This window comes from Microcoleus sp. A6-C6 (genome assembly GCF_036705955.1).
In the GTDB taxonomy this organism is placed as follows: Bacteria; Cyanobacteriota; Cyanobacteriia; order Cyanobacteriales; family Microcoleaceae; genus Microcoleus.
The window spans coordinates 1-19,623 of the sequence record NZ_JAUBVR010000010.1; the positions used below are offsets into that span (position 1 = coordinate 1).

General features: G+C 44.0%; 16 protein-coding genes. 6 read left to right on the top strand and 10 right to left on the bottom strand.

From position 1 onward, the window contains the following. The 4 genes from QUB52_RS06320 to QUB52_RS06335 all read right to left on the bottom strand — a co-directional run. Positions 1-643: COG4705 family protein (locus tag QUB52_RS06320; protein ID WP_332972560.1), on the bottom strand; the 643-nt coding region annotated here is incomplete at its 3' end. Positions 644-821: 178 nt separating this feature from the next. Beyond that, positions 822-1,589, bottom strand: a complete 768-nt coding sequence (locus QUB52_RS06325; protein WP_265237654.1) for a COG4705 family protein — start codon at positions 1,587-1,589, stop codon at positions 822-824. A gap of 123 nt (positions 1,590-1,712) precedes the next feature. Continuing rightward, positions 1,713-2,207, bottom strand: coding sequence for a PepSY domain-containing protein (locus QUB52_RS06330; protein WP_265237656.1), 495 nt, complete (start codon positions 2,205-2,207; stop codon positions 1,713-1,715). A 14-nt stretch (positions 2,208-2,221) separates the two neighbouring features. After that, positions 2,222-2,530, bottom strand: coding sequence for a hypothetical protein (locus tag QUB52_RS06335; RefSeq protein WP_265237658.1), 309 nt, complete (start codon positions 2,528-2,530; stop codon positions 2,222-2,224). A gap of 442 nt (positions 2,531-2,972) precedes the next feature. Between QUB52_RS06335 and QUB52_RS06340 the strand changes: the two genes are divergently transcribed. After that, positions 2,973-3,452, top strand: coding sequence for a hypothetical protein (locus QUB52_RS06340; protein WP_265237660.1), 480 nt, complete (start codon positions 2,973-2,975; stop codon positions 3,450-3,452). 236 nt (positions 3,453-3,688) lie between these two features. Continuing rightward, positions 3,689-4,159 carry a DUF2808 domain-containing protein gene (locus tag QUB52_RS06345; protein ID WP_265237662.1) on the top strand — a complete coding sequence of 157 codons (471 nt, stop codon included), beginning with the start codon at positions 3,689-3,691 and terminating at the stop codon, positions 4,157-4,159. Positions 4,160-4,279: 120 nt separating this feature from the next. On the opposite strand, the gene QUB52_RS06350 is transcribed toward QUB52_RS06345, so the two are convergent. From QUB52_RS06350 to QUB52_RS06365, 4 genes are all read right to left on the bottom strand, one after another. Beyond that, positions 4,280-5,752, bottom strand: coding sequence for a sensor histidine kinase (locus tag QUB52_RS06350; protein ID WP_265237663.1), 1,473 nt, complete (start codon positions 5,750-5,752; stop codon positions 4,280-4,282). Between the two features lie 81 nt (positions 5,753-5,833). Next, positions 5,834-6,790 carry an FTR1 family iron permease gene (locus QUB52_RS06355; protein ID WP_265237665.1) on the bottom strand — a complete coding sequence of 319 codons (957 nt, stop codon included), beginning with the start codon at positions 6,788-6,790 and terminating at the stop codon, positions 5,834-5,836. Between the two features lie 194 nt (positions 6,791-6,984). Continuing rightward, positions 6,985-8,016 carry a helix-hairpin-helix domain-containing protein gene (locus QUB52_RS06360; RefSeq protein WP_265237667.1) on the bottom strand — a complete coding sequence of 344 codons (1,032 nt, stop codon included), beginning with the start codon at positions 8,014-8,016 and terminating at the stop codon, positions 6,985-6,987. A gap of 162 nt (positions 8,017-8,178) precedes the next feature. Beyond that, positions 8,179-9,183, bottom strand: a complete 1,005-nt coding sequence (locus QUB52_RS06365; RefSeq protein WP_265237669.1) for a multicopper oxidase domain-containing protein — start codon at positions 9,181-9,183, stop codon at positions 8,179-8,181. Positions 9,184-9,390: 207 nt separating this feature from the next. Here QUB52_RS06365 and rppA point away from each other — a divergent pair, with 207 nt between their 5' ends. From rppA to rpmB, 4 genes are all read left to right on the top strand, one after another. Then, positions 9,391-10,080: a two-component system response regulator RppA gene (gene rppA / locus QUB52_RS06370; RefSeq protein ID WP_265237671.1), complete on the top strand. Its 690-nt coding sequence runs from the start codon at positions 9,391-9,393 to the stop codon at positions 10,078-10,080. 182 nt (positions 10,081-10,262) lie between these two features. Continuing rightward, complete coding sequence (gene rppB, locus QUB52_RS06375; RefSeq protein ID WP_332972559.1) at positions 10,263-11,594, top strand: two-component system sensor histidine kinase RppB; 1,332 nt, start codon at positions 10,263-10,265, stop codon at positions 11,592-11,594. Positions 11,595-11,811: 217 nt separating this feature from the next. Beyond that, on the top strand, positions 11,812-13,797 hold the full coding sequence (gene htpG / locus QUB52_RS06380; protein ID WP_265237675.1) for a molecular chaperone HtpG: 1,986 nt from the start codon (positions 11,812-11,814) through the stop codon (positions 13,795-13,797). 84 nt (positions 13,798-13,881) lie between these two features. After that, the gene (gene rpmB, locus QUB52_RS06385; RefSeq protein WP_265237677.1) at positions 13,882-14,118 is read left to right on the top strand and encodes a 50S ribosomal protein L28; all 237 of its coding nucleotides are present in this window, start codon (positions 13,882-13,884) and stop codon (positions 14,116-14,118) included. A 256-nt stretch (positions 14,119-14,374) separates the two neighbouring features. Here rpmB and QUB52_RS06390 read toward each other — a convergent pair whose 3' ends face one another. Continuing rightward, the gene (locus QUB52_RS06390; RefSeq protein ID WP_332972558.1) at positions 14,375-16,438 is read right to left on the bottom strand and encodes an adenylate/guanylate cyclase domain-containing protein; all 2,064 of its coding nucleotides are present in this window, start codon (positions 16,436-16,438) and stop codon (positions 14,375-14,377) included. A gap of 151 nt (positions 16,439-16,589) precedes the next feature. Then, positions 16,590-19,562: an adenylate/guanylate cyclase domain-containing protein gene (locus QUB52_RS06395; RefSeq protein ID WP_332972557.1), complete on the bottom strand. Its 2,973-nt coding sequence runs from the start codon at positions 19,560-19,562 to the stop codon at positions 16,590-16,592. Between the last annotated feature and the right edge of the window lie 61 nt (positions 19,563-19,623).

A 19,623-nucleotide genomic window follows, 5' to 3' on the forward strand; every position in this document is an offset into this window, starting at 1 on the left:
AAAATCCAGAAGCTTTGTAGACGCTGGTTTTTATGAATTGCATATTTAGCCTTTCATACCGTAAATCAGCAACGCCCGCAATCCAAAACAACAAGACTGGCGAAATTTGAGTATAATAATATGCTGCCAATACCACGGCAAGCAAACTAGAAATTAGGATTGCTCCTCCTGCAAATCCAAGTCCAGAAGTATCAGCCAGGAAATCGCCCAAGGAAGTACCCAAAGTATTTGAAATTAGAATTGCAGTCCAATAAAGCATCTCAATTTTAGGTGTTTTGACGTTTTTGACAGATAGAGATCCAACACTGAATTGCCAAAACGCAAAAATAGCAAAAAGAAGAGTAATTAAAATCGCAGATCCCGCAGTGTAGCCAAGCCCTAAAGTACGATTCATGTAATCTGACATCGTTGTACCAGCCGTGCTGGTTGAAAGGATGACAGTCCAATAAAGCAAAGGGTTATAGCTTTTCGAGGTCAATTGAGTGACAAGAGAAATTAAAAATACTCCAATTAATATCAGAGAACTAACTGCATAGCCCACATTGATCGTCATCGACAAAAGGTCTCCTGCCGTTTCTCCCAGAGTGGTTGCACATATTTTCATTATCCAGAAAAACGCGGTGATTTGTGGAAGTTTGCTCATTTTTGCGATCGGGTTATGGTACTTTGGCGACTTCACTCTAGATGATCAATGTCAAGAACTCGGAAAGATTGATTGCATTTGTGTTTACCAGGGATAATGTGGCAATTGCACCGTGAAACAACTGCCCACGCCTAGCTGACTTGTAACAGTAAAGGTAATCTGATGATTTGATAGTTAATCAGTCTTGTTGGTCGATCGCCATTGGGGCTAGTTTCTTCTGCTTAAAGCTTAAGTAAATAACCAGACTCATGATTATAGAAAGAAAAAGCATACTTGTTCCCACCGTACCAAAACCAAAACAACCATTTGTAGTAGGTTGTGACAATAAATCGCCAGTAGATGCTCCCAGTGGACGAGTCAAGATGTAGGCTATCCAAAATGCCAAGACAGCATTCATTCTGAAGTAATAATAACCAGTGGCTACTATCGCAATTAAAACGCCGAATACTAGCGCTGATTGTGCATAACCCAGCTTCAAAGCCTCTGCTATAAAGTCTCCTGTTGCGGTACCCAAAGCAAATGTAAATAAGATAGCAGCCCAATAAAATAGCTCTCTTTTGGCTGTGTTGATGGAGTGCATAGCTAATGTTTTTTCGTTTGAATACCACAGCAAAAAAACGGCAGACAATACAACAGTGAAAACTATATTAATTGTCGTCAAGCTAACTCCCAGCTCATCTACCAATCTATCGGTAATTAGTGTGCCAGTGATGCTCATCAAAACGACTACAATCCAGTAACTCACTGGGACATACCGTTTAAGCCTAAACTGATTCAAAAGCGCAATCAGTAACACAGCGCTCATAACATAGGATGTAACGCTTAAACCAAGATTCAGGTTTACCGACAGATAATCAGCCAGAGTTTCACCTACTGTGGTTGCCAGAACCTTAATAATCCAGAAGGAACCTGTAACCTCTGGAACCCTGTTTAGTATCTTCTTCATAAGATTTCTCTTTTGGGTTTGTTGAGTGTTCTAAATCTGGGATATTTCCCCAAGTAAGGGCAGGCATTCATAGCACTGCCCCTACTCTATTTGTTGCCTCAAGAAAGCGAATTATTTCGGAATTTACTTCTTGGCATCATCATTAGTTTCCCCATCGCCATCACCACCGGCCGCCTCGGAACTTTGAATGCTGCTGCGGGGATAAACACTCTCATTACTCTCATTTTTGACGTTGGTTGTGTTGAGAATTTTACCGTTACCGGCATCTACATTTACTTCCTGCTGACCGATCGCAACTGAGTACACAACATTGCCATCTTCGTTTTCTAATTTGACGCGACTTGCTGTGCCACCTTTCGCTGCTTCCGCCGCCGCTTTTGCTTGTTGTGGTGTAATTTTAGCTAGAGATTGCAGGCGACTTGATTCTTGCTTTTCTTGGGCCTCGTCGTTAGTTTCGCCGTCGCCATCACTGGCTTCTGCTTTGGGATTGCTGCTATTCTGAGGCATGGCGGCAACGTGAGATTTTGCTGGCGAAGCGTACACAGTTCGGACTAATCCACTGACTGCTAAAGTACCTACCAAAGCTGCTGCTAAAGCGATTTTTGTTGAGGTTTTCATGGTGTAAAACTTTTTCAATTTAGGTTTGTAGTTTCACTGTAGAGCGCAAAAGTCAAGAACTTAGCAAGATTTGTTTTAGTTGGAAATTTTTTGAGTGATTTTTCGTTTTCTTCTTCACCGGATAGCAAATCGTTACCTATTGTGCGATCGAGTGGATCGTGCCACATTCTGCCGTCTAAATTATTCATGAATGGTGGAACCACATCCTTTCCCTGCGGGCCAAGCATCTTGTCTTTGCTGGCATTACCCGCAGCTAACGAGTTTTCATTAACCTCGCCGTTGCTTAAGTTGTCAACAAGAGTGATTTTAGTTGAAGTTTTCACCGTTAAATCCCTTCAATGTGAGTTGGCGATTTCACTCTACAGGGCAAATGTCAAGAACTTGGCAAGATTATCTGTCTGAAAGTTAAGAGATTTCATCCTGATTTCATTTTTGGGTGTCAACCTAAGTTAAATGGCGATTTAACCTAGGTTGAGGTGCTGTCGCGGTGAGGAGTGCGATCGCACTTAAGATAGTAAGCATCAAGCGTGCAAGCTTTCGCAGCCACAGACCAAAATACCATCAACTGCGAAAATATCTCTCGATTAATAGTCGTCTCTGCTGATGTCCGAGGGCAAGATTTTTGTTTTTTAATTACTGATATTCGCCCAGCATTGTTTCAACAGTTATACTGGCTAAGTTATGAATAAGTTTTGATAAATTTCCTTGACTCGCTGTCTCAAAGTGCCATAATTTACCAATCATTGTTCTCAAAAAGTCAAGCACATGAAAACGCTCAAGTCAAGTTTAATTATTCTAGCCAGTGGCGGATTGCTATTTTTGGGAGCTTGCGGTGGCGACAAAACAAGCGATACAAATACTACTCCACCACCACCTCCTGCTGCCTCTCAACCTGCGTCTTCCGCTTCCGCCACGACTTCGGCGGCGACAGGAGCTAAAGGGGGTCAAGTTGTCAATTCTGGTGCTTACCATTTAGAGTTTGTACCTGAAAAAGAATCTACCGGAACTCACTTAGATTTGTATCTGCAAAAAGGCGAGAAAAAGGAACCAGTTGCTGACGCGAAAGTGACGGCTCAAGTGCAGTTGCCAAATGGAAAGCAACAAACTCTAGCGCTCAAATACGATCCAGAGGGCAAACATTACGCTGTTGTGTTTCCCGGCAAAGAACCCGGTCAGTATCCTGTGAAGGTGAATGCAGATATTAAGGGAGAAAAAGTAGACGGTCGTTTTACATTCACTCAGTAGTTTGACAGTCCTGGACGCACGGGTGGCTACAAACCGGGTTTTTTGCCTAATTTTTTGGCTGCAACGAAAGATTTTCGTACAAAAACCCGGTTTCTTTGGTATAAATGCGTAAATCCTGTTAAGTTATAATTGAATGATTCACTTTTAAGTAGCTAAAATTTCATCTTAATTTCATTCCTGAGACCCAAGCTAATAAATAAGAACAACAATTAGTTAAGTTTTCAGGGAACACAGCTATGAAAAAGTTAATTTACGCTACCGCCTTTACCGTCATCCTTGCATATAATGCCCCTGCTACTATTGCGGGAGGAGCAATGCAAAATGCTAATATTCCTCACCTTGTTGGTAGCGCTGCAACTCCTAATAAAGCTCGCTTTCAAGGTGCTACCCATCATTTTGAGGTTCACGTTCAGGGAAGAGCTCTTTCGGAAATTGCGATCGCCCTTCCAGACAATCTGAGCATCAGGGGAGGGATTGAGGTAAAAAATCAATCCAATCAGAAAATCAAGACTCAAGTTTCTGTCAACAACCAAAAAGCCACCGTAGTTTTTGCTCAACCAGTCGCTCCTGATACCACCATCTCAATTGATATGCGAGGTATTCATACTCCCGGTTACAGTCGCAATTGGGGGTATGCAATTTCTGGTAAAATGGTAGGAATAAACGCAGAAATTCCCCTCGGTAGAGTTGGGATTCAAACTTACTAATAGTAATAAAATTATGGAAAGATTCTGTGTTCTACTCTCATTTTGAAAAAGTCAAAATTCGCGTTTATTGTGGCACAAGCGTTCAGCCCGTTGGGCTACCTGCGGTTGAAAATCTGAAATTCAAACTGCTTCCTGCATTGCCAATAACCTTCTAGTTTCAGACTTCTGCTGCCTGATTGGTAGCGAAATTACAAACTCAGTACCTTCTCCAACTCTCGAAAGGCACTCCAAGCAGCCGCAGTGCTTTTCTCGAACAATTTCGCAGCTAATTGATAACCCTAAACCCGTTCCTTTACCGGCGGGTTTCGTGGTGAAAAAGTGATTAAATATTTTAGCCTTGACTTCTTCAGTCATTCCAGGGCCGTTGTCGGAAATGCGGATGATTGCCCGATCGCCCTCCGCGACTTCCGTGCTAATCTGAATTGTAGGACAGCTTCTCTGACCATTCAAAACAGCCGCATTAGAACAGTCTCGCAAAACATCAATCGCATTGCTGATAATATTCATAAACACCTGATTTAATTGCCCTGCATAACATTCTACCAGCGGCAAATCCCCGTAATTTTTAATCAATTCGATACCCGGAAGTTTGCCGTTCGCTTTCAGTCGGTGCTGGAGAATTAACAGAGTGCTGTCGATTCCTTCGTGAATCGAAGCCAAACTCATGCCATCTTTATCGAAACGGGAAAAATTACGCATAGACGAAACAATCACGCAAATTCTGTCAGTTCCTACCTTCATTGAAGAAAGCAGTTTGGGCAAATCTTCCCTGAGAAAATCTAGTTCTACTGTCTCAATTTCCTTCTGAATTTCTTCTACCGGATTGGGATAATATTTGCCGTATAAGTTGACCAGACGTAACAAATCTTCAACATAATTGCGGGCGTAGGCGATGTTCGCATCAATAAAGTTGATGGGATTGTTAATTTCGTGGGCAATTCCTGCTGTCAGTTCACCCAAAGCTGATAATTTTTCGGTATGTACTAATTGAGCTTGGCTTTCCTGAAGTTTTTGCAAAGCTCGCTCTAGTTCTCCGGCTTTTATTCTCAAGTCTGCTTCAGATTGTTGCAGCGCTTTTTTAGCTTTTTTCCGCTCTTGAACTTCTTTAATTAAATAATTATTTGCTTGGGAAAGTTTGCCAGTTCTTGCTTGCACTCGCTGTTCCAATAATTCGGCTAGTTCAGCCAGTGCTGTCTCGGCTTTCCGGCGTTCTGCAATCTCATTTTCTAATGCTAAATTAGCGGCTTCTAGCCTTGCTGGGCTGGGAAGTGCCAGTGCAAAAGGCATCAATGTTAATAGCAACAAAACTGAACTACCAGCGACGAAAACTGTAATCGCTTTCATGAATTGTGAGACTAAAGACTCAGGAAACCATAGATACCATGTTTCGATTACGTGAATTGTGCCGCAGGTGACGAAGAATGCTCCGAATACCAGAAACATCCACTGAAACGGGATATCTCGCCCTTTGTAAAGCGAGTAAACCAGCATTGTGGGAATTGCATAATAGGCAATTACGATCAGAACTTGCAGCCATTCCCAATTAAGCATTCCAGAGTTTGCTGAAACCGTAGCAATTGCTAAGTCAATCATAAACAATCCTTAGTTAATTTGAATTGGGTTTAAATCTCACTAATTTTAAGTTGCTAGATAGATGCACCCTGTTGTTTGCACTTAATTTCCTATTTCGTTACTGCTGTTTTTTGATTTGAATGGAAAAAAGACTCGACCGCCCAAACTTTGAAAATAAATCCCGCCAACGGTCATTAAGAACGCGAAATAAGCAAAGCCCTGCACCAAATAAAGCTTGTCAGTGTAGCCAAACATCGCGCTCAGCAACAAACCGGGAAACTTTTCTTCGGGAAGCACTTTAGAGGTATTCCAAACCATCGGGCCGAGAATGCAAGAGTGTACTTTGGCAAATCTTTCGTAATAGAAACACATCCCTGCTGACTCGCGATTTGCTTGCGATAAAATATTCACCGCGCTGTCAAATAATCCTAAAGTAGATACCACTAAACCCGCTACAATGAAGAGCAATAAAATGCCCATATACTTAAAAAACAAGCGGATATTAATTTTCACTCCCCATTTAAACAGCAGCACGCCAACTCCGGCGGCTGAAAGTATTCCTCCCAAAGCGCCGATGGCTGGAAGAATGCCTTGTTGAAACTTAGCGACGACAAACAAAACGGTTTCAAATCCTTCGCGCAAAACGGCAATTAAAACTAAACTAAATACGCCCCAACCGGCATGAGAGTTTTGCGTTAAGGCAGCACTTACTGCGCCTTCAACTTCGGCTTTCATAAATCGCGCTTGCTTGGTCATCCAGAGCAGCATCCAGCTCAGCATTGCTATTGCTAAAACTCCAAAACTTGCCTCTAGCAGAGATTCCATAATTGGTGCAAAGGGCTGATTGGATGCGGACAAAATTTGAATAGTCCAGCCGAACAGTACACCTATCAAAGCGCTGGCAATAAGTCCGACGGCGACACCGCCGAAAACCCAAGGATTTAAATAACTTTGTCCCGATTTTTTGAGGCAAGCTAGAACGATTCCGACAACTAATGCTGCTTCCACTCCTTCGCGGAGAGTAATTACAAATGTGGGCAATGCTTCGCTAAAATTCATCTTTTTAGTTAAGGTAATATGTGGAGGTAATTGGTATATTTTTATCCAATTACCGTTGGCGGTTTGAGTTAATTATTCAAAACTTACGCATCAAAGCAAAGAAACCGGGTTTTTTGACTCTTATTGAAGGTTTTGGGCAAATATTTGGGTTGAAAAACCCGGTTTCTAGCTACCCGTGCGTCGAGGACTATCTTTTAGGATGCGGGTTTGAGAACTTTTTGGCTGTCGTTTTCGATCGTCTTAATTAGCAAGGCGACTTGTTCGGTGGTTTTTATCGGGGCTGGCGGCGCGATCGCAGTTGGCCAATTTGCCTTAAGTTCAGTCATGTTGGCAACAATTGCTTTGTCGATATCCGGGTTAGTTTTAGCCACTTGAGCGGCAATATTTTGGTACAGCATTTCCGCGTACATGACGAAACCCCGCGAATCTTGGTATTCAATAACTGCGGAAATTTTGCCGTTAGCAACTGCCGCTCCGTATTCGGAATTAGCTGTATCTAGCAAGCCGTTAATCACTTGCAATACGAATTTCGGATCTTGGCGCTGCGCTTCGGGAAGGGCGGCAATTGCTCCATCTACAGCTTGCATTGATGTATTAAATTCTGCATTTACTTGAGCCGGATCTTTTGCACCCGCTTTAATTAAATCCTGCAATTTAATTAAAGTTGTCTTAAATTCGGGAACTTTTCGCTCGTTTAGCTGGTCTTCTACGTCGGCATAAATTTCTTCTACCGGGTGACCGATGTGCGGTTCGGCTTGGTCTGGTTTGCCTGCATCCAAGAGTTCTTTGGCTACAAAAAGATGCCCTTTCATCAAGCCGAGTTTAGTCATGTAGTCTACATCTTTGGCTTCCCCTGTGAGGACGACATCTTCAATAGTCACCATGTCTTTAATTTGGTCGAATTGGGCTTGATTGATGACATTTTTTGAGACCAATTCTTCTGTTTTTCCGTAGGGGCGGCTGGCTTGAATTTTGTTAGAAAGTGCCGGGATTCCTAACTTGGCTTCGAGTTTATCTAACTCCGAAAGAATGGCGGTATTAATGTTAATTCCGCCTTTGCCGCTGTGATTCATGCTGTGGCCGCTTGTTGCTGCGGGACTAGCAGTGGCGGTGGGTGAGGCGGTGCTGCCGGTGTTGCTGGCGGTGGGGGTGGAAACGCAACCAGTCAAAGCAACGAGGATTGCTGTAGCGGCGGCTGTGGGTAATTGGCGAAAGGATGGTAACATGGCAGTTGATGATTTTTTGGTTAGGTGCAGTAGGACTCGCCTGTTATCAAGAAAGTTTCTTAATTATTTGCGAGTTAATGATTCTACCTATTTATGATAAATTTGGGTAGATAATTTAAGATTTTCTTAACTTAAATAGACGCAGATCGATCGCGATTTGGGTTAAGCGATGACTTCAAATAAACCCATGCAGCCTGCTTCGGCGATCGCATCTTGATGGGGATGAAACATATATTTTCCGCCGTAGCCGTAGCTAAATTCTAAAATATGTCGTTCAGCTACTCCCATTGTAATGACATCTGTTTTCTCGCTGGGAGTTAAAGTCATTCCCGTACGATATACGTCAAAAAAATTGGCGTGCAGGTGAAAAGTCACTGCCGATTCATACTCAATCATGTTCATTACATACAGCCGGATAAGCTGATTTTTGTAAATTTGAATCGGGTTGTTCATGTAATAATTTGGCATCCCGTTAAAAGCGTAAAGTTCATTTTTTTCGTCATCGTTTACGTCGTATCCTCCCATGATTAACAGGATTTCGTCTGCCGGAGGGCGGGGTTTTGGCGGATCGATAATGAACATTCCATAAAGTCCTTTACCGATGTGGCGCGTTACGGGTGCAACGTGACAGTGATATAGATGCAGCCCGTAGGGAAGTGCGTCAAATTCATATATAAATGCAGCGCCGTTTCTGATCGGTTTAACGCCATCCATTTCTGTAGGATGAACGCCGTGAAAGTGCAGTGAGTGAGAATGTCCCGCTTTGTTAGAAAAAATGACGCGGATGCGATCGCCCTCAGTTGCTCTCAATGTCGGCCCCGGCACGCGATTGTTCACATTCCAGGTGTTGAAACTAACGGCGCTGTTAAGCTGGACGATCGATGTGTTAGCTTCCATGCGAAATTCCCGCACCGTGCGCCCGTTTTCCCGCGTCACCGTGCCGTAATCGAAATCCCGCGCAATTTGCATCGGGTTGATCGTGCTAGCTGCGACTGGATCGGCAGCCATTGGTGGTATTCTCGCCGCAGCCGATCGCCTTTGGGTAAAATTTTGCAGTGCGATCGCTGCGCCCGCTACCCCAGCACCACCTATTCCTAGCTGTAGGAGTTGGCGGCGAGTCCAGTGCCCCGGCTTTTTCATCGCGGAGCGATCGGATAAGTCTGCCATACTTCTTGATAATAATTGTCAAAATTTGGGCTGCATTCGAGTATAAGACATTTCCAGCTTATTGTCAATTTTTGTCAATTGTTATTTTTTTATGCGAACTCAAGAGATTTCATACTGATTTCATTTAAGTGTGTCAACTTATATATTGGGGGTTGGCGCTGGCGGCAGCTAACAATGTATACAGATTGACTGCTGTAAATTAATCTTATGAGAATTTTGCTAGTTGAAGACGAGCCAGATTTAGGAAAAGCGATCGATCGCACTTTGAAGCAAGAAAAATACATAGTTGACTGGGCCCAGGACGGAAATGAAGCTTGGGAATATCTAGACAGTCAGTGGACACAATACACCCTAGCCATTTTTGACTGGTTGCTTCCGGGATTGTCGGGAATAGAACTACTGCGAAGATTGCGCGCAAAACATAGTTTTTTGCCAGTTTTGATGCTGACAGCCAAAGACAGGATGGAAGATAAAGTCGCGGGATTGGATGCGGGGGCTGACGATTATTTGGTCAAGCCTTTCGGGATGGCGGAACTGTTAGCAAGGTTGCGCGCATTACAAAGGCGATCGCCCCAAATACAGCCTCAACAGCTACAAATTGGAAATCTCGCCTTAGATTGCGGGAATCGCACGGCTTGTCATCTGAATCAAAACGGCACAAACCAGACAATTTCGCTGACTAACAAAGAATTTCAACTGCTAGAATATTTCATGAAACATCCGAACCAAATTGTCACAACCGACCAAATTCGGAATCAGATATGGGAAGCCAGCGCAGATACCTTTAGCAATGTAGTAGCCGCTCAAGTGCGCTTGCTGCGGCGCAAACTCGAATCAGTTGGCTGCGCGAATTTAATTGAAACTGTCCACGGTGTTGGATATCGGATGAGAAATTGAAAGAAACCCGGAGGGCGGACACGAGTACCGCCCCTAAAGAAACAGAAACTCTGCGTTGTATGCGGTTCACAAAAAAACATCAGGCTCAACTACCAATTACCAATTCTCAATGCCCAATTCTCAATTCTCAATGCCCAATGCCCAATGCTCAATGCCCAATGCCCAATGCCAAATTATGAAATGTGAATCAAAACAAACTATTTAATCGAACTCGATCGCAATTAGCCATTTCCTATGCCGCAGTAATGGGTTTGATTTTAAGCTTGTTGGGATTTGGCGTGTATAAGGCAATCGCCCACGCGCACTGGATCGCCATAGATCGCGAACTAGAATCGGTAGCGGGGACACTCCACGACAGCCTCGAAATCAAGCTACAGCAGCCAGGACGCTTGGAACCAATCGTCAATGAACTTTTGCCAAACCTCCGCGTAATTGGAGTTAACGGCCTTAAAGAAAAGTTGCCCCATCGCCATATTTTAAGCGCGATTAACCAAAGCTATTACTATATCCGTTTATTTGATAATTCAAAAAAATTGATTGCAACAGCAGGCGCTTATCCCGAAGCATTGCCGCCGACATTTAACTCGCAACACTGGCAAACGATCGCTGACAGCCAAGGCAATATTTATCACCAAATTTCTGTATCGCTGCACACTAGAACACAGCAAGATTGGGGATATTTTCAAGTAGGGCGAAGTTTGCAAGATTTCAATAGTTATCTAAGTACAGTGAGATTAATTTTAAAATTGGGATTGCCGACAGCGTTAATTTTGGTAGGCTTTTCTAGTTGGTGGCTGGCTGGATTGGCAATGAAACCGATTTATTCTTCCTACCGACAAATCCAACAGTTTACGGCGGATGCTGCCCACGAATTACGAACACCTTTAGCGGCTTCTCAAGCAACTGTAGAATCAGCGCTGTTGATGCCAGTATTGGATGAGAAAGAAGCGCGGGAAGTTTTGCAAACTGTCGATCGCCAAAACCGACGATTGACTCAGTTAGTGGCTGATTTGTTGCTGTTGGCGCGGATGGACTCTCAAGCGATCGCCGATCGCCCTCAGCTTTGTTGTTTGAATGACTTGGTTAGCGATTTAGTCGAGGAATTGGCGGCTTTGGCGATCGCCTCCGAGGTAGCGCTAACATCCGAAATGCGCGTACAGCAGCAGTTGAATGTTGTCGGAGATGCCGATCGACTTTACCGTCTGGTTACTAATTTAATTGTCAATGCCATTCAATACACTCCGGCTGGCGGAAAAGTCACAGTTATCTTAGATTCCAGTCACCAAGAGGCGATCATTCAGGTTCAAGATACCGGGATTGGGATAGCGGCGGCAGATTTAGCGCGCATATTCGATCGATTTTACCGAGTTAATAGCGATCGATCGCGCCATACCGGCGGATCGGGACTCGGATTGGCGATCGCCCAAACCATCGCCCGCGCCCACCGCGGCAGCCTCAGCGCCCGCAGCGAATTGGGTTTCGGCAGCACCTTTGTCCTGCGGTTGCCTTTGTAAGGTACTATGTGAGGGAAACCGAATCATCTTTTTAGGGTAATCCCTTTTGCAGAAGATAGCGCGATCGCCGAAAATTATTAAGTAGTCAGTAATCAGTTGACAGTTGACAGTTGACAGTTGATAGTTGTTGGATATAACAACGAATAACCACTAACTAATAACTAATAACTAATAACTACTGACTACTGATTCCTAAAAACTACCACACAGAAAAACTATGACAGTTTTAGAACAGGGAACAATCTCCATCCATACCGAGAATATTTTCCCGATTATCAAGAAGTCGCTATACACCGACCACGAAGTCTTCTTGCGGGAACTAATTTCTAACGCCGTCGATGCCATAGCCAAACTCAAAATGGTTTCCCGTTCCGGCGAATACAGCGACGACATTGGCGAACCACAAATCAACATTGTCATTGATACTGAAAACAAAACCCTCTCGATTACCGATAACGGCATCGGCATGACCGCCGACGAGGTAAAAAAATACATCAACCAAGTCGCTTTCTCCAGCGCCGAAGAATTTATTCAAAAATACCAAGGCAGCGGCGACGACGCAATTATCGGTCACTTTGGTCTCGGTTTCTACTCATCTTTCATGGTAGCAAAGCAAGTAGACATTGATACTCTTTCCTACAAAGAAGGCTCCCAAGCAGTACACTGGTCTTGCGACGGTTCTCCCGCTTTTGAACTATCAGAATCTGCCCGCACAGAACGCGGTACTACCATTACTCTGACACTCCAAGATGAAGAACAAGAGTATGTAGATGCCACCCGCATCAAGCAGTTAATCAAAACCTACTGCGATTTCATGCCGGTTCCCATCAAATTTGAGGGAGAGGCACTCAACAAGGACAAAGCAATCTGGCGGGAATCAGCCAGCAATTTACAAAAAGAAGATTACTTAGAACTGTACCGCTACCTTTACCCATACCAAGATGAGCCGCTGCTTTGGGTACACCTGAATACAGATTATCCTTTCATTGTCAACGGAATTCTTTTCTTTCCGAAACTGCGGCCGGATGTCGATGTCACCCAAGGCAATATTAAGCTATTTTCCAACCAGGTTTTTGTCAGCGATCACTGCGAAGAAATTATCCCGAAATTTTTGATGCCGCTGCGGGGAGTCATTGACAGTACCGATATTCCGCTGAACGTTTCTCGCAGTTCTTTGCAAAGCAATCGCACAGTGCGAAGAATCGCTGACTATATTGCGAAAAAAGTGGGCGATCGCCTGAAGGAACTTTACCGCGATGACCGCAACGAGTACATCCGTTGCTGGCAAGATATCGGCACTTTTGTCAAGTTTGGAGCCCTCAACGATGACAAGTTTAAAAAGCAAGTCGAAGATATCTTAATCTACCGCAGCACCTACGAGCCGACAGTAGAAAAGCCAGAAACTACCACCCCAGAAGTGCAGGTGCAAACTGAGGACGGAGATTTGTGGCAAGATGTAACTCCGAAATCGGACAGTTCTTCGACGCAGCCTTACACGACGCTGAAAGAGTATTTGGAACGCAATCAAACACGTCACGAAAATCGCGTGTTTTACTGCACAGAACCTGCGTCTCAAGCAACTTACGTCGCACTGCACAAAAGTCAAGGTTTAGAAGTGCTGTTTATGGATTCTTTCATTGACACGCACTTTGTGAGTTTCTTAGAAAGAGAACATTCAGATGTCAAATTCTCGCGGGTTGATTCTGACATTGACGACACGCTAATTGACAAAGAAAAAGAAGCGGAAATTGTCGATCCGACAACTAACAAAACTCGTAGTGAACAAGTTAAAGAAATGTTCCAAAAGGCTCTCAATAAGCCGAAAGTGAACATTCGCACTGAAGCTTTGAAGTCTGACTCTACTGAGGGTGCGCCACCTGCGATCGTCCTTTTACCGGAAGCTTTGCGCCGGATGCGCGATATGACGGCGCTTTTACAGCAGCAAGCGGCCGAATTCCCCGATGAACACGTTTTGCTGGTGAATACGTCTCACCCGCTGATTCAAAATCTGGCAAGTTTGAGCCAGGGTGCGATTATTCAAGACGGTGGCGAGTCTCCGTCGGCGCAGTTGGCGAGTATGATTTGTCACCACGTTTATGACTTGGCTTTGATGGCCCAGAAGGGTTTCGATGCTGAAGGGATGCAGGAGTTTGTCGAGCGATCGAATCAAGTGTTGACAAAATTGACTGAACGTGCAATGTAATCTTGCAAGTGGGCGCGCATTGCGCGCCTTGTCATTGCTATATAATGAGAGGCTGCATCAAAAAACGGTAATCTGGAGGGCAATATGTCACGGAAATGTCAGCTAACGGGCAAGAAGGCGAATAACGGTTTTGCGGTTTCTCACTCGCACCACCGCACTCACAAGTTGCAAGAAGCAAATTTGCAGTGGAAGCGCATTTGGTGGCCGCAGGAGAAGCGCTGGGTAAAATTACATCTTTCTACGAAGGCGATTAAAACCTTGGAACACAAGGGTTTAGAAGTAATGGCGAAGAAAGCTGGTATTAACCTTTTCAAGCTGTAAAAAACTTTGTTAATTGAGAAAAGGGCGATCGTGTAAATTAAAAGTGCGATCGCCCTTACTTTTAGAGAAAAACATAGATTATCGCCCAATACGGTTCAAAAGATCGGGCGGTTGAAACCGCTTCTATACAGACCAAACCCGAGCTCAGAGGGGTTAAAGACCAATTGGTTGAAATTACCTTATTTTCTTCAGTCCGCGGAGGCGGACTTGGTTTTTGTAGGCGCGGTTTCAACCGTACGTCCTATCCGTATTGAGATTAGATCCATTTTCTGCATTGTAGTAAATAAGTAGTCATCTTGCCTTTGCCTTTAACTTCGATCGCACCGCGACTTTCAAAAACATACTTGTCCTGCAATTGCTGATAAGTTGTCGCTGTGACGTGAATGCTTCCCGGCAAGCCGTGAGATTCCATGCGGGAAGCCGTGTTAACGGTGTCTCCCCACAAATCGTAAATAAATTTTTTAATGCCGATGACTCCGGCGACAACCGGGCCAGTGTTGATGCCGATTCTGATACTAAGATGTTGATTTTGAGTCTTGCTGAAGTCAATAATTGCCTCCTGCATATCGATCGCCATTTCTGCGATCGCCTCTGCGTGATCCGGGCGAGGAATTGGCAGCCCTCCAACAACCATATAAGCATCGCCAATCGTCTTAATTTTTTCCAAACCGTGCCTTTCTGCTAGGTTGTCAAATGTCGAAAAGATGTCATTCAGCAAGGCAACTAATTCTGTTGGAGAAACTCGCGCACTCAATTGAGTAAAACCTACGATATCCGCAAATAAGACAGTAACATCAGCAAAAGTATCTGCGATCGTACTATCTCCCTGCTTCAACCGATTGGCTATTTCTTCAGGCAAAATATTTAACAACAACCGTTCTGATTGTTCCTGTTGAACTCGCAGTGCACTTAAAGTATCATTGAGAGCATTAGTTCGTTCTTCAACTCTAAATTCCAACTCTTCATTCAGCTTATAAAGCGCCATTTCAGCCAGCCTGCGGCCTGTGATATCCGTACCGATTGCCAACAGTCCCACGAACTTTCCGGCCGCATCAAACAGCGGTTTATTTGCCCACGATACCCAAACCCGATTGCCGTTACGCTGAATGCTTTCATGTTCATTTGTCGTATACTGTTCCGGGTGCTTTAAAATATGACTCAATAATACTGTCAGGTCATTTCCCGCTGTATCTGTCTGGGGAATAATTGTACCAACAGCATTTTTACCCAGTATTTCTTCTTCCCTGTAACCAAAAAATTTCTGTGAGAATTCGTTAAAAAAAGTAATATTACCTTCCGTATCTAATTTTAAAATAATGCTGTTAGCATTTTCCACTAATTCCCGATACTTAATTTCGCTTTCCCGCAGCGAATCCTGTGCTGATGTGAGTTCGGCCACTGTGGCAGCCAACAGCAGCGATGTAACTACAATTACGCTCATAAAAGCCTGCAAAAATAAGATTGCCTGATTGATATTTTCCGCTTTGGCAATAAACGGCCCACCTCCCTGAGAACCTCCCCAAATGGCGATACTGGATACAATAAAAGATGCTAAAACAGCCCCGCGCTGGCCGAATTGAATCGTTGCCCAAATGACTAAAGGAAATGGCAAGTATTCGAGGGGATAACTGGAGATATTACCTTCACTTTTTGAGTTATATACTAGCCAACTGACTGTTACCAATAATAGCAAGCATATGCCGCGCCAGATTTGGTTGGCAATTCTTTTATTGCCTGTATTTGCTTGATTTCGTGCCACTATTTTTTGGTATGTAATCAACAACAATGGCGTAAAAATTAAAACTCCTAAGGTGTCTCCCAAATACCAATTCCACCGAATTGCCCAATATTCGCTCCAGTCAACTAGACCAGTTACACACAGGCGTAGCGTGCCGAGAGTGCAGTTTATTTGAGTGGCAACTACAGCACCGTAAAAGACTAAATTGACTACATCGATCAGCCGATCGAGTGACGGGCGAAACTTGAATTTTTGCAGCAAGGTAAAGGCGCACAAAGCTTGTAAACAAGCGCAAAAGGCACTTATTGTTGCAAGTGTTAACGATACATTGAGGTTAATAGTCTCGTAAAAAAATACGCCTAAAGCTATTCCCGGCCACACGCGCCAACCAAATAATAACATTGCAGCTTGTGCAATTCCTGCGGGCGGCCAGACGCAGGTAGCTAATTTATTTACGCCTGGGATTGAAACTGCTATTTTTGCTCCTAAAGCGTAAACAAAGGCAACGGCAGCTATTTTTGCTAAGTATTGCCAATTTATAGATTGAGCAAATCGCAGAAACAGATTTTTGTTTTGGTTCATACTCAGCTTTATATTTTTAATTAGCTATGCAAACAGCTAAGACGATTAGGATCTAATTAATTGCACAAATATGAGCTGAACATTGTTTATTCCTTTTTCCCTCTTTTTTTCCTCTTCCTTCTTCCCTCTTCCTTCTTCCTTCTTCCTTATTTTACAATTTAATGCCTTTGAGAAAATAAGTGTTCATTTCACCTTTGCCTTTGACTTCGATCGCGCCGCGACTTTCAAATACATACTTGTACTGCAATATATCATAAGTTGCAGATGTGACTTGGATGCACCCCGGTAAGCCGTGGGATTCCATGCGGGAAGCGGTGTTAACGGTGTCTCCCCACAAATCGTAGATGAATTTTTTAATCCCGATGACTCCCGCGACAACCGGGCCGCTGTTGATGCCGATTCTGATGCTGACATCTTGATTTTGGGTGTGGCTGAAATCAATAATTGCCTGCTGCATATCCAGGGCCATTTGGGCGATCGCCTCTGCATGATCGCTGCGGGGCACGGGCAGCCCTCCTACTACCATATAAGCGTCACCAATCGTCTTAATTTTTTCCAATCCGTGCTTTTGGGCTAGGCGATCGAAGGTAGAAAAAATGTCGTTAAGCAACGAAACCAATTCCGGCGGAGAAATTTGGGAACTAATTTGCGTAAAACCGACTATATCCGCAAACAATACTGTTACTTCAGCAAAAGTATCGGCGATGATGCTTTGGTCTTGTTTGAGTCTTTCGGCGATCGCTTGCGGCAAAACGTTGAGTAGGAGGCGATCGGATTTTTCTTGTTCTAATCGTAAAGCTGCCTCAGCTTCTTTGCGAGTTGTGATATCTTCAACAGTACCTTCGTAATACAGTAAATTTCCATGTATATCGCAGACAGTATAAGCATTTTCGGCAATCCAAATTATACTGCCATCTTGACGGTAAACTTGAGATTCCAAATCCGATACTTTGCCGTTAGTTCGCATTAACTGTATGACTTCGGCGCGCTGTTCTGGGTCTACATATAGCTGGCGGTTGATATCAGTTAAATTGGCCATCAACTCCTCGCAAGAACTGTAACCATAAATGCGAATCAAAGCAGGATTGATGCTGAGATATTCCCCATCTGGAGTAGTTTGAAATATCCCGACGATCGCATTTTCAAAAATGCTGCGGTATTTGGCCTCAGCTTGCCGTAGCGCTGCTTCAGCGCGCTGGCGTTCCCGCGCTTCCACTGCGAAAGTTACAGAATCTGTTAGAGAAACAGCGAAACTTTGTTCTTCAATAGTCCAATTGCGGGGCATTCCTACGTGTTCCAAACAGAGAATTCCTGCTATTTTTCCGCCTATTTGAATCGGGGTATCTAGCATGGAAGTGATGCCCAAGGGAATTAGGTAAAATTCCTCAAATTCTCTAGTTCTAAAATCTTTTTGCGCGTCAAAGGCAGCAATTGCGCGTTCTTCTCGCAGTGCTTGAAAATAGACAGGATAGTCTGCTGCTGCTAATTCCATACCCTTTGAGTGCTGGTTGGCGGTGCGATCGAACAAATCCAGGCACTCCATCTTAGATTTAGGGCGATCGTACAACCATACACTCGATCGGGTAACTTCCAGAGTACGGCTAGCAGTCTCAGTGATTTCTTGAAGCGCTTTGGTTAAATCGCCTTGATTCAGCGCTTTATTTTTGGCTAAATCAATTAATGCCGATTTTTGTTTCTGTAGCTGAAGTTCGCTTTGTTTCAGGGCATTTGTGCGCTCTGCAACTCGGATTTCCAGCTTTTCATTCAGCTTTTGCAAGGCTATTTCAGCGTTTCGGCGATCGGTGATATCTGTGCCGATGCAGAGGATGCCCTGGAGTTCTCCCGCTGCATCAAACAGCGGTTTATTTGCCCAAGCTACCCAAATGCGAGATCCGTCGCGCCGGATATTTTCATTTTCATAGTTAGTAAAGCGATCGGGATTTTGTAAAATTTCATTATAAACCGACTGTAAGTTATTCCCTTCGTCGTCGGTTTGGGGAATAATTGTTCCCACTGCATTTTTCCCCAGGATTTCTTCCTGATTGTAGCCAAACAATATTTCAGCAAACTCATTAAAAAAAATAATTGTGCCTTTTGGCTCCAATTTGACAATAATACTGTTAGCATTCTCAACCAACTCTCGATATTTAATTTCACTTTCTCGCAGAGAATTTTCGGCGGCTGCGCGTTCGGCTACCGTCGCTGCCAATAACAGCGAAGTAATCGTAACTACAGCCATAAAAGCTTGTAAAAATAAAATAGCCTGACTAATATTTTCTGCTTTAGCTATAAATGGCCCACCTCCATTAGAACTGCCGAAAATTGCGATGATGGAGACAACTAACGAGGCCAGAACAGCGGCCCGCTGACCGAATTGGAGCGCCGCCCAAATTATCAAGGGAAACGGCAAATATTCAAGGGGATAGCGAGAAATAGAAGCGTCATTTTTTGACTCAAATACAAACCAGCTCAGCCCAATTAATAATATCAACCATACTCCCCGCCAAATTAGATAATTTTTCGGTTTCTCTGTTTGTCTTTTTAAACGGTCTGCCGTGACTTTAGGGCGAAAGAATATGAGAATTAACGGAGTGAAAATCAAAACTCCCATTGTATCTCCCAAGCACCAATTCCAGCGAGCAGAAAAATAGCCTGCCCAATCTACTTTTCCTAGTAAATATAGGGAAAAAGCGCCAATAGTGCAACTAATCTGAGTGGAAATTAACCCGCCAAACAAGATTAAATTAACTACATCTTTCAAACGTTCTAGAGATGGACGAAACCCCAGCCAGCGTAGCGCAGTTACTGCAAACACAGCTTGCAAAATTGCCCCGAGGTTTCCTCCCACCCAGACCGCGAATATCTGTTCACTTGGGTTAACAAAATTGAGTAAAAATATACCCAAAACAATCGCAGGCCAGACTTTTCTACCAAACAATAAAAGTCCGGCTTGTGCAATGCCTGCGGGCGGCCACACCGAGGAAGCAAAGGGACTGACACCTTGAATTGAAAATGCTAGCCTCGCCCCCACGGCGTAAGCGATCGCCACGACAGTTACTTGGGCTAAGTACCGCCAAATTCGGGATTGAGGAAATCGAAGAAACTGACTTAGATTCAGATTCATATCGCACCTTACTACTCGTTAATGTAGGGTGCGCACTGCGCACCTTACCTCTATACGTTGC

What these genes read in the sequence shown, in the direction of transcription:
- QUB52_RS06340 (WP_265237660.1), top strand. Translation starts at nt 2,973, where the DNA reads ATGAAAACGCTCAAGTCAAGTTTAATTATTCTAGCCAGTGGCGGATTG.
- QUB52_RS06355 (WP_265237665.1), bottom strand. Translation starts at nt 6,790, where the DNA reads ATGAATTTTAGCGAAGCATTGCCCACATTTGTAATTACTCTCCGCGAA.
- htpG (WP_265237675.1), top strand. Translation starts at nt 11,812, where the DNA reads ATGACAGTTTTAGAACAGGGAACAATCTCCATCCATACCGAGAATATT.
- QUB52_RS06350 (WP_265237663.1), bottom strand. Translation starts at nt 5,752, where the DNA reads ATGATTGACTTAGCAATTGCTACGGTTTCAGCAAACTCTGGAATGCTT.
- QUB52_RS06365 (WP_265237669.1), bottom strand. Translation starts at nt 9,183, where the DNA reads ATGGCAGACTTATCCGATCGCTCCGCGATGAAAAAGCCGGGGCACTGG.
- QUB52_RS06325 (WP_265237654.1), bottom strand. Translation starts at nt 1,589, where the DNA reads ATGAAGAAGATACTAAACAGGGTTCCAGAGGTTACAGGTTCCTTCTGG.
- QUB52_RS06390 (WP_332972558.1), bottom strand. Translation starts at nt 16,438, where the DNA reads ATGAACCAAAACAAAAATCTGTTTCTGCGATTTGCTCAATCTATAAAT.
- rpmB (WP_265237677.1), top strand. Translation starts at nt 13,882, where the DNA reads ATGTCACGGAAATGTCAGCTAACGGGCAAGAAGGCGAATAACGGTTTT.
- QUB52_RS06330 (WP_265237656.1), bottom strand. Translation starts at nt 2,207, where the DNA reads ATGAAAACCTCAACAAAAATCGCTTTAGCAGCAGCTTTGGTAGGTACT.
- rppA (WP_265237671.1), top strand. Translation starts at nt 9,391, where the DNA reads ATGAGAATTTTGCTAGTTGAAGACGAGCCAGATTTAGGAAAAGCGATC.
- QUB52_RS06395 (WP_332972557.1), bottom strand. Translation starts at nt 19,562, where the DNA reads ATGAATCTGAATCTAAGTCAGTTTCTTCGATTTCCTCAATCCCGAATT.
- QUB52_RS06345 (WP_265237662.1), top strand. Translation starts at nt 3,689, where the DNA reads ATGAAAAAGTTAATTTACGCTACCGCCTTTACCGTCATCCTTGCATAT.
- QUB52_RS06360 (WP_265237667.1), bottom strand. Translation starts at nt 8,016, where the DNA reads ATGTTACCATCCTTTCGCCAATTACCCACAGCCGCCGCTACAGCAATC.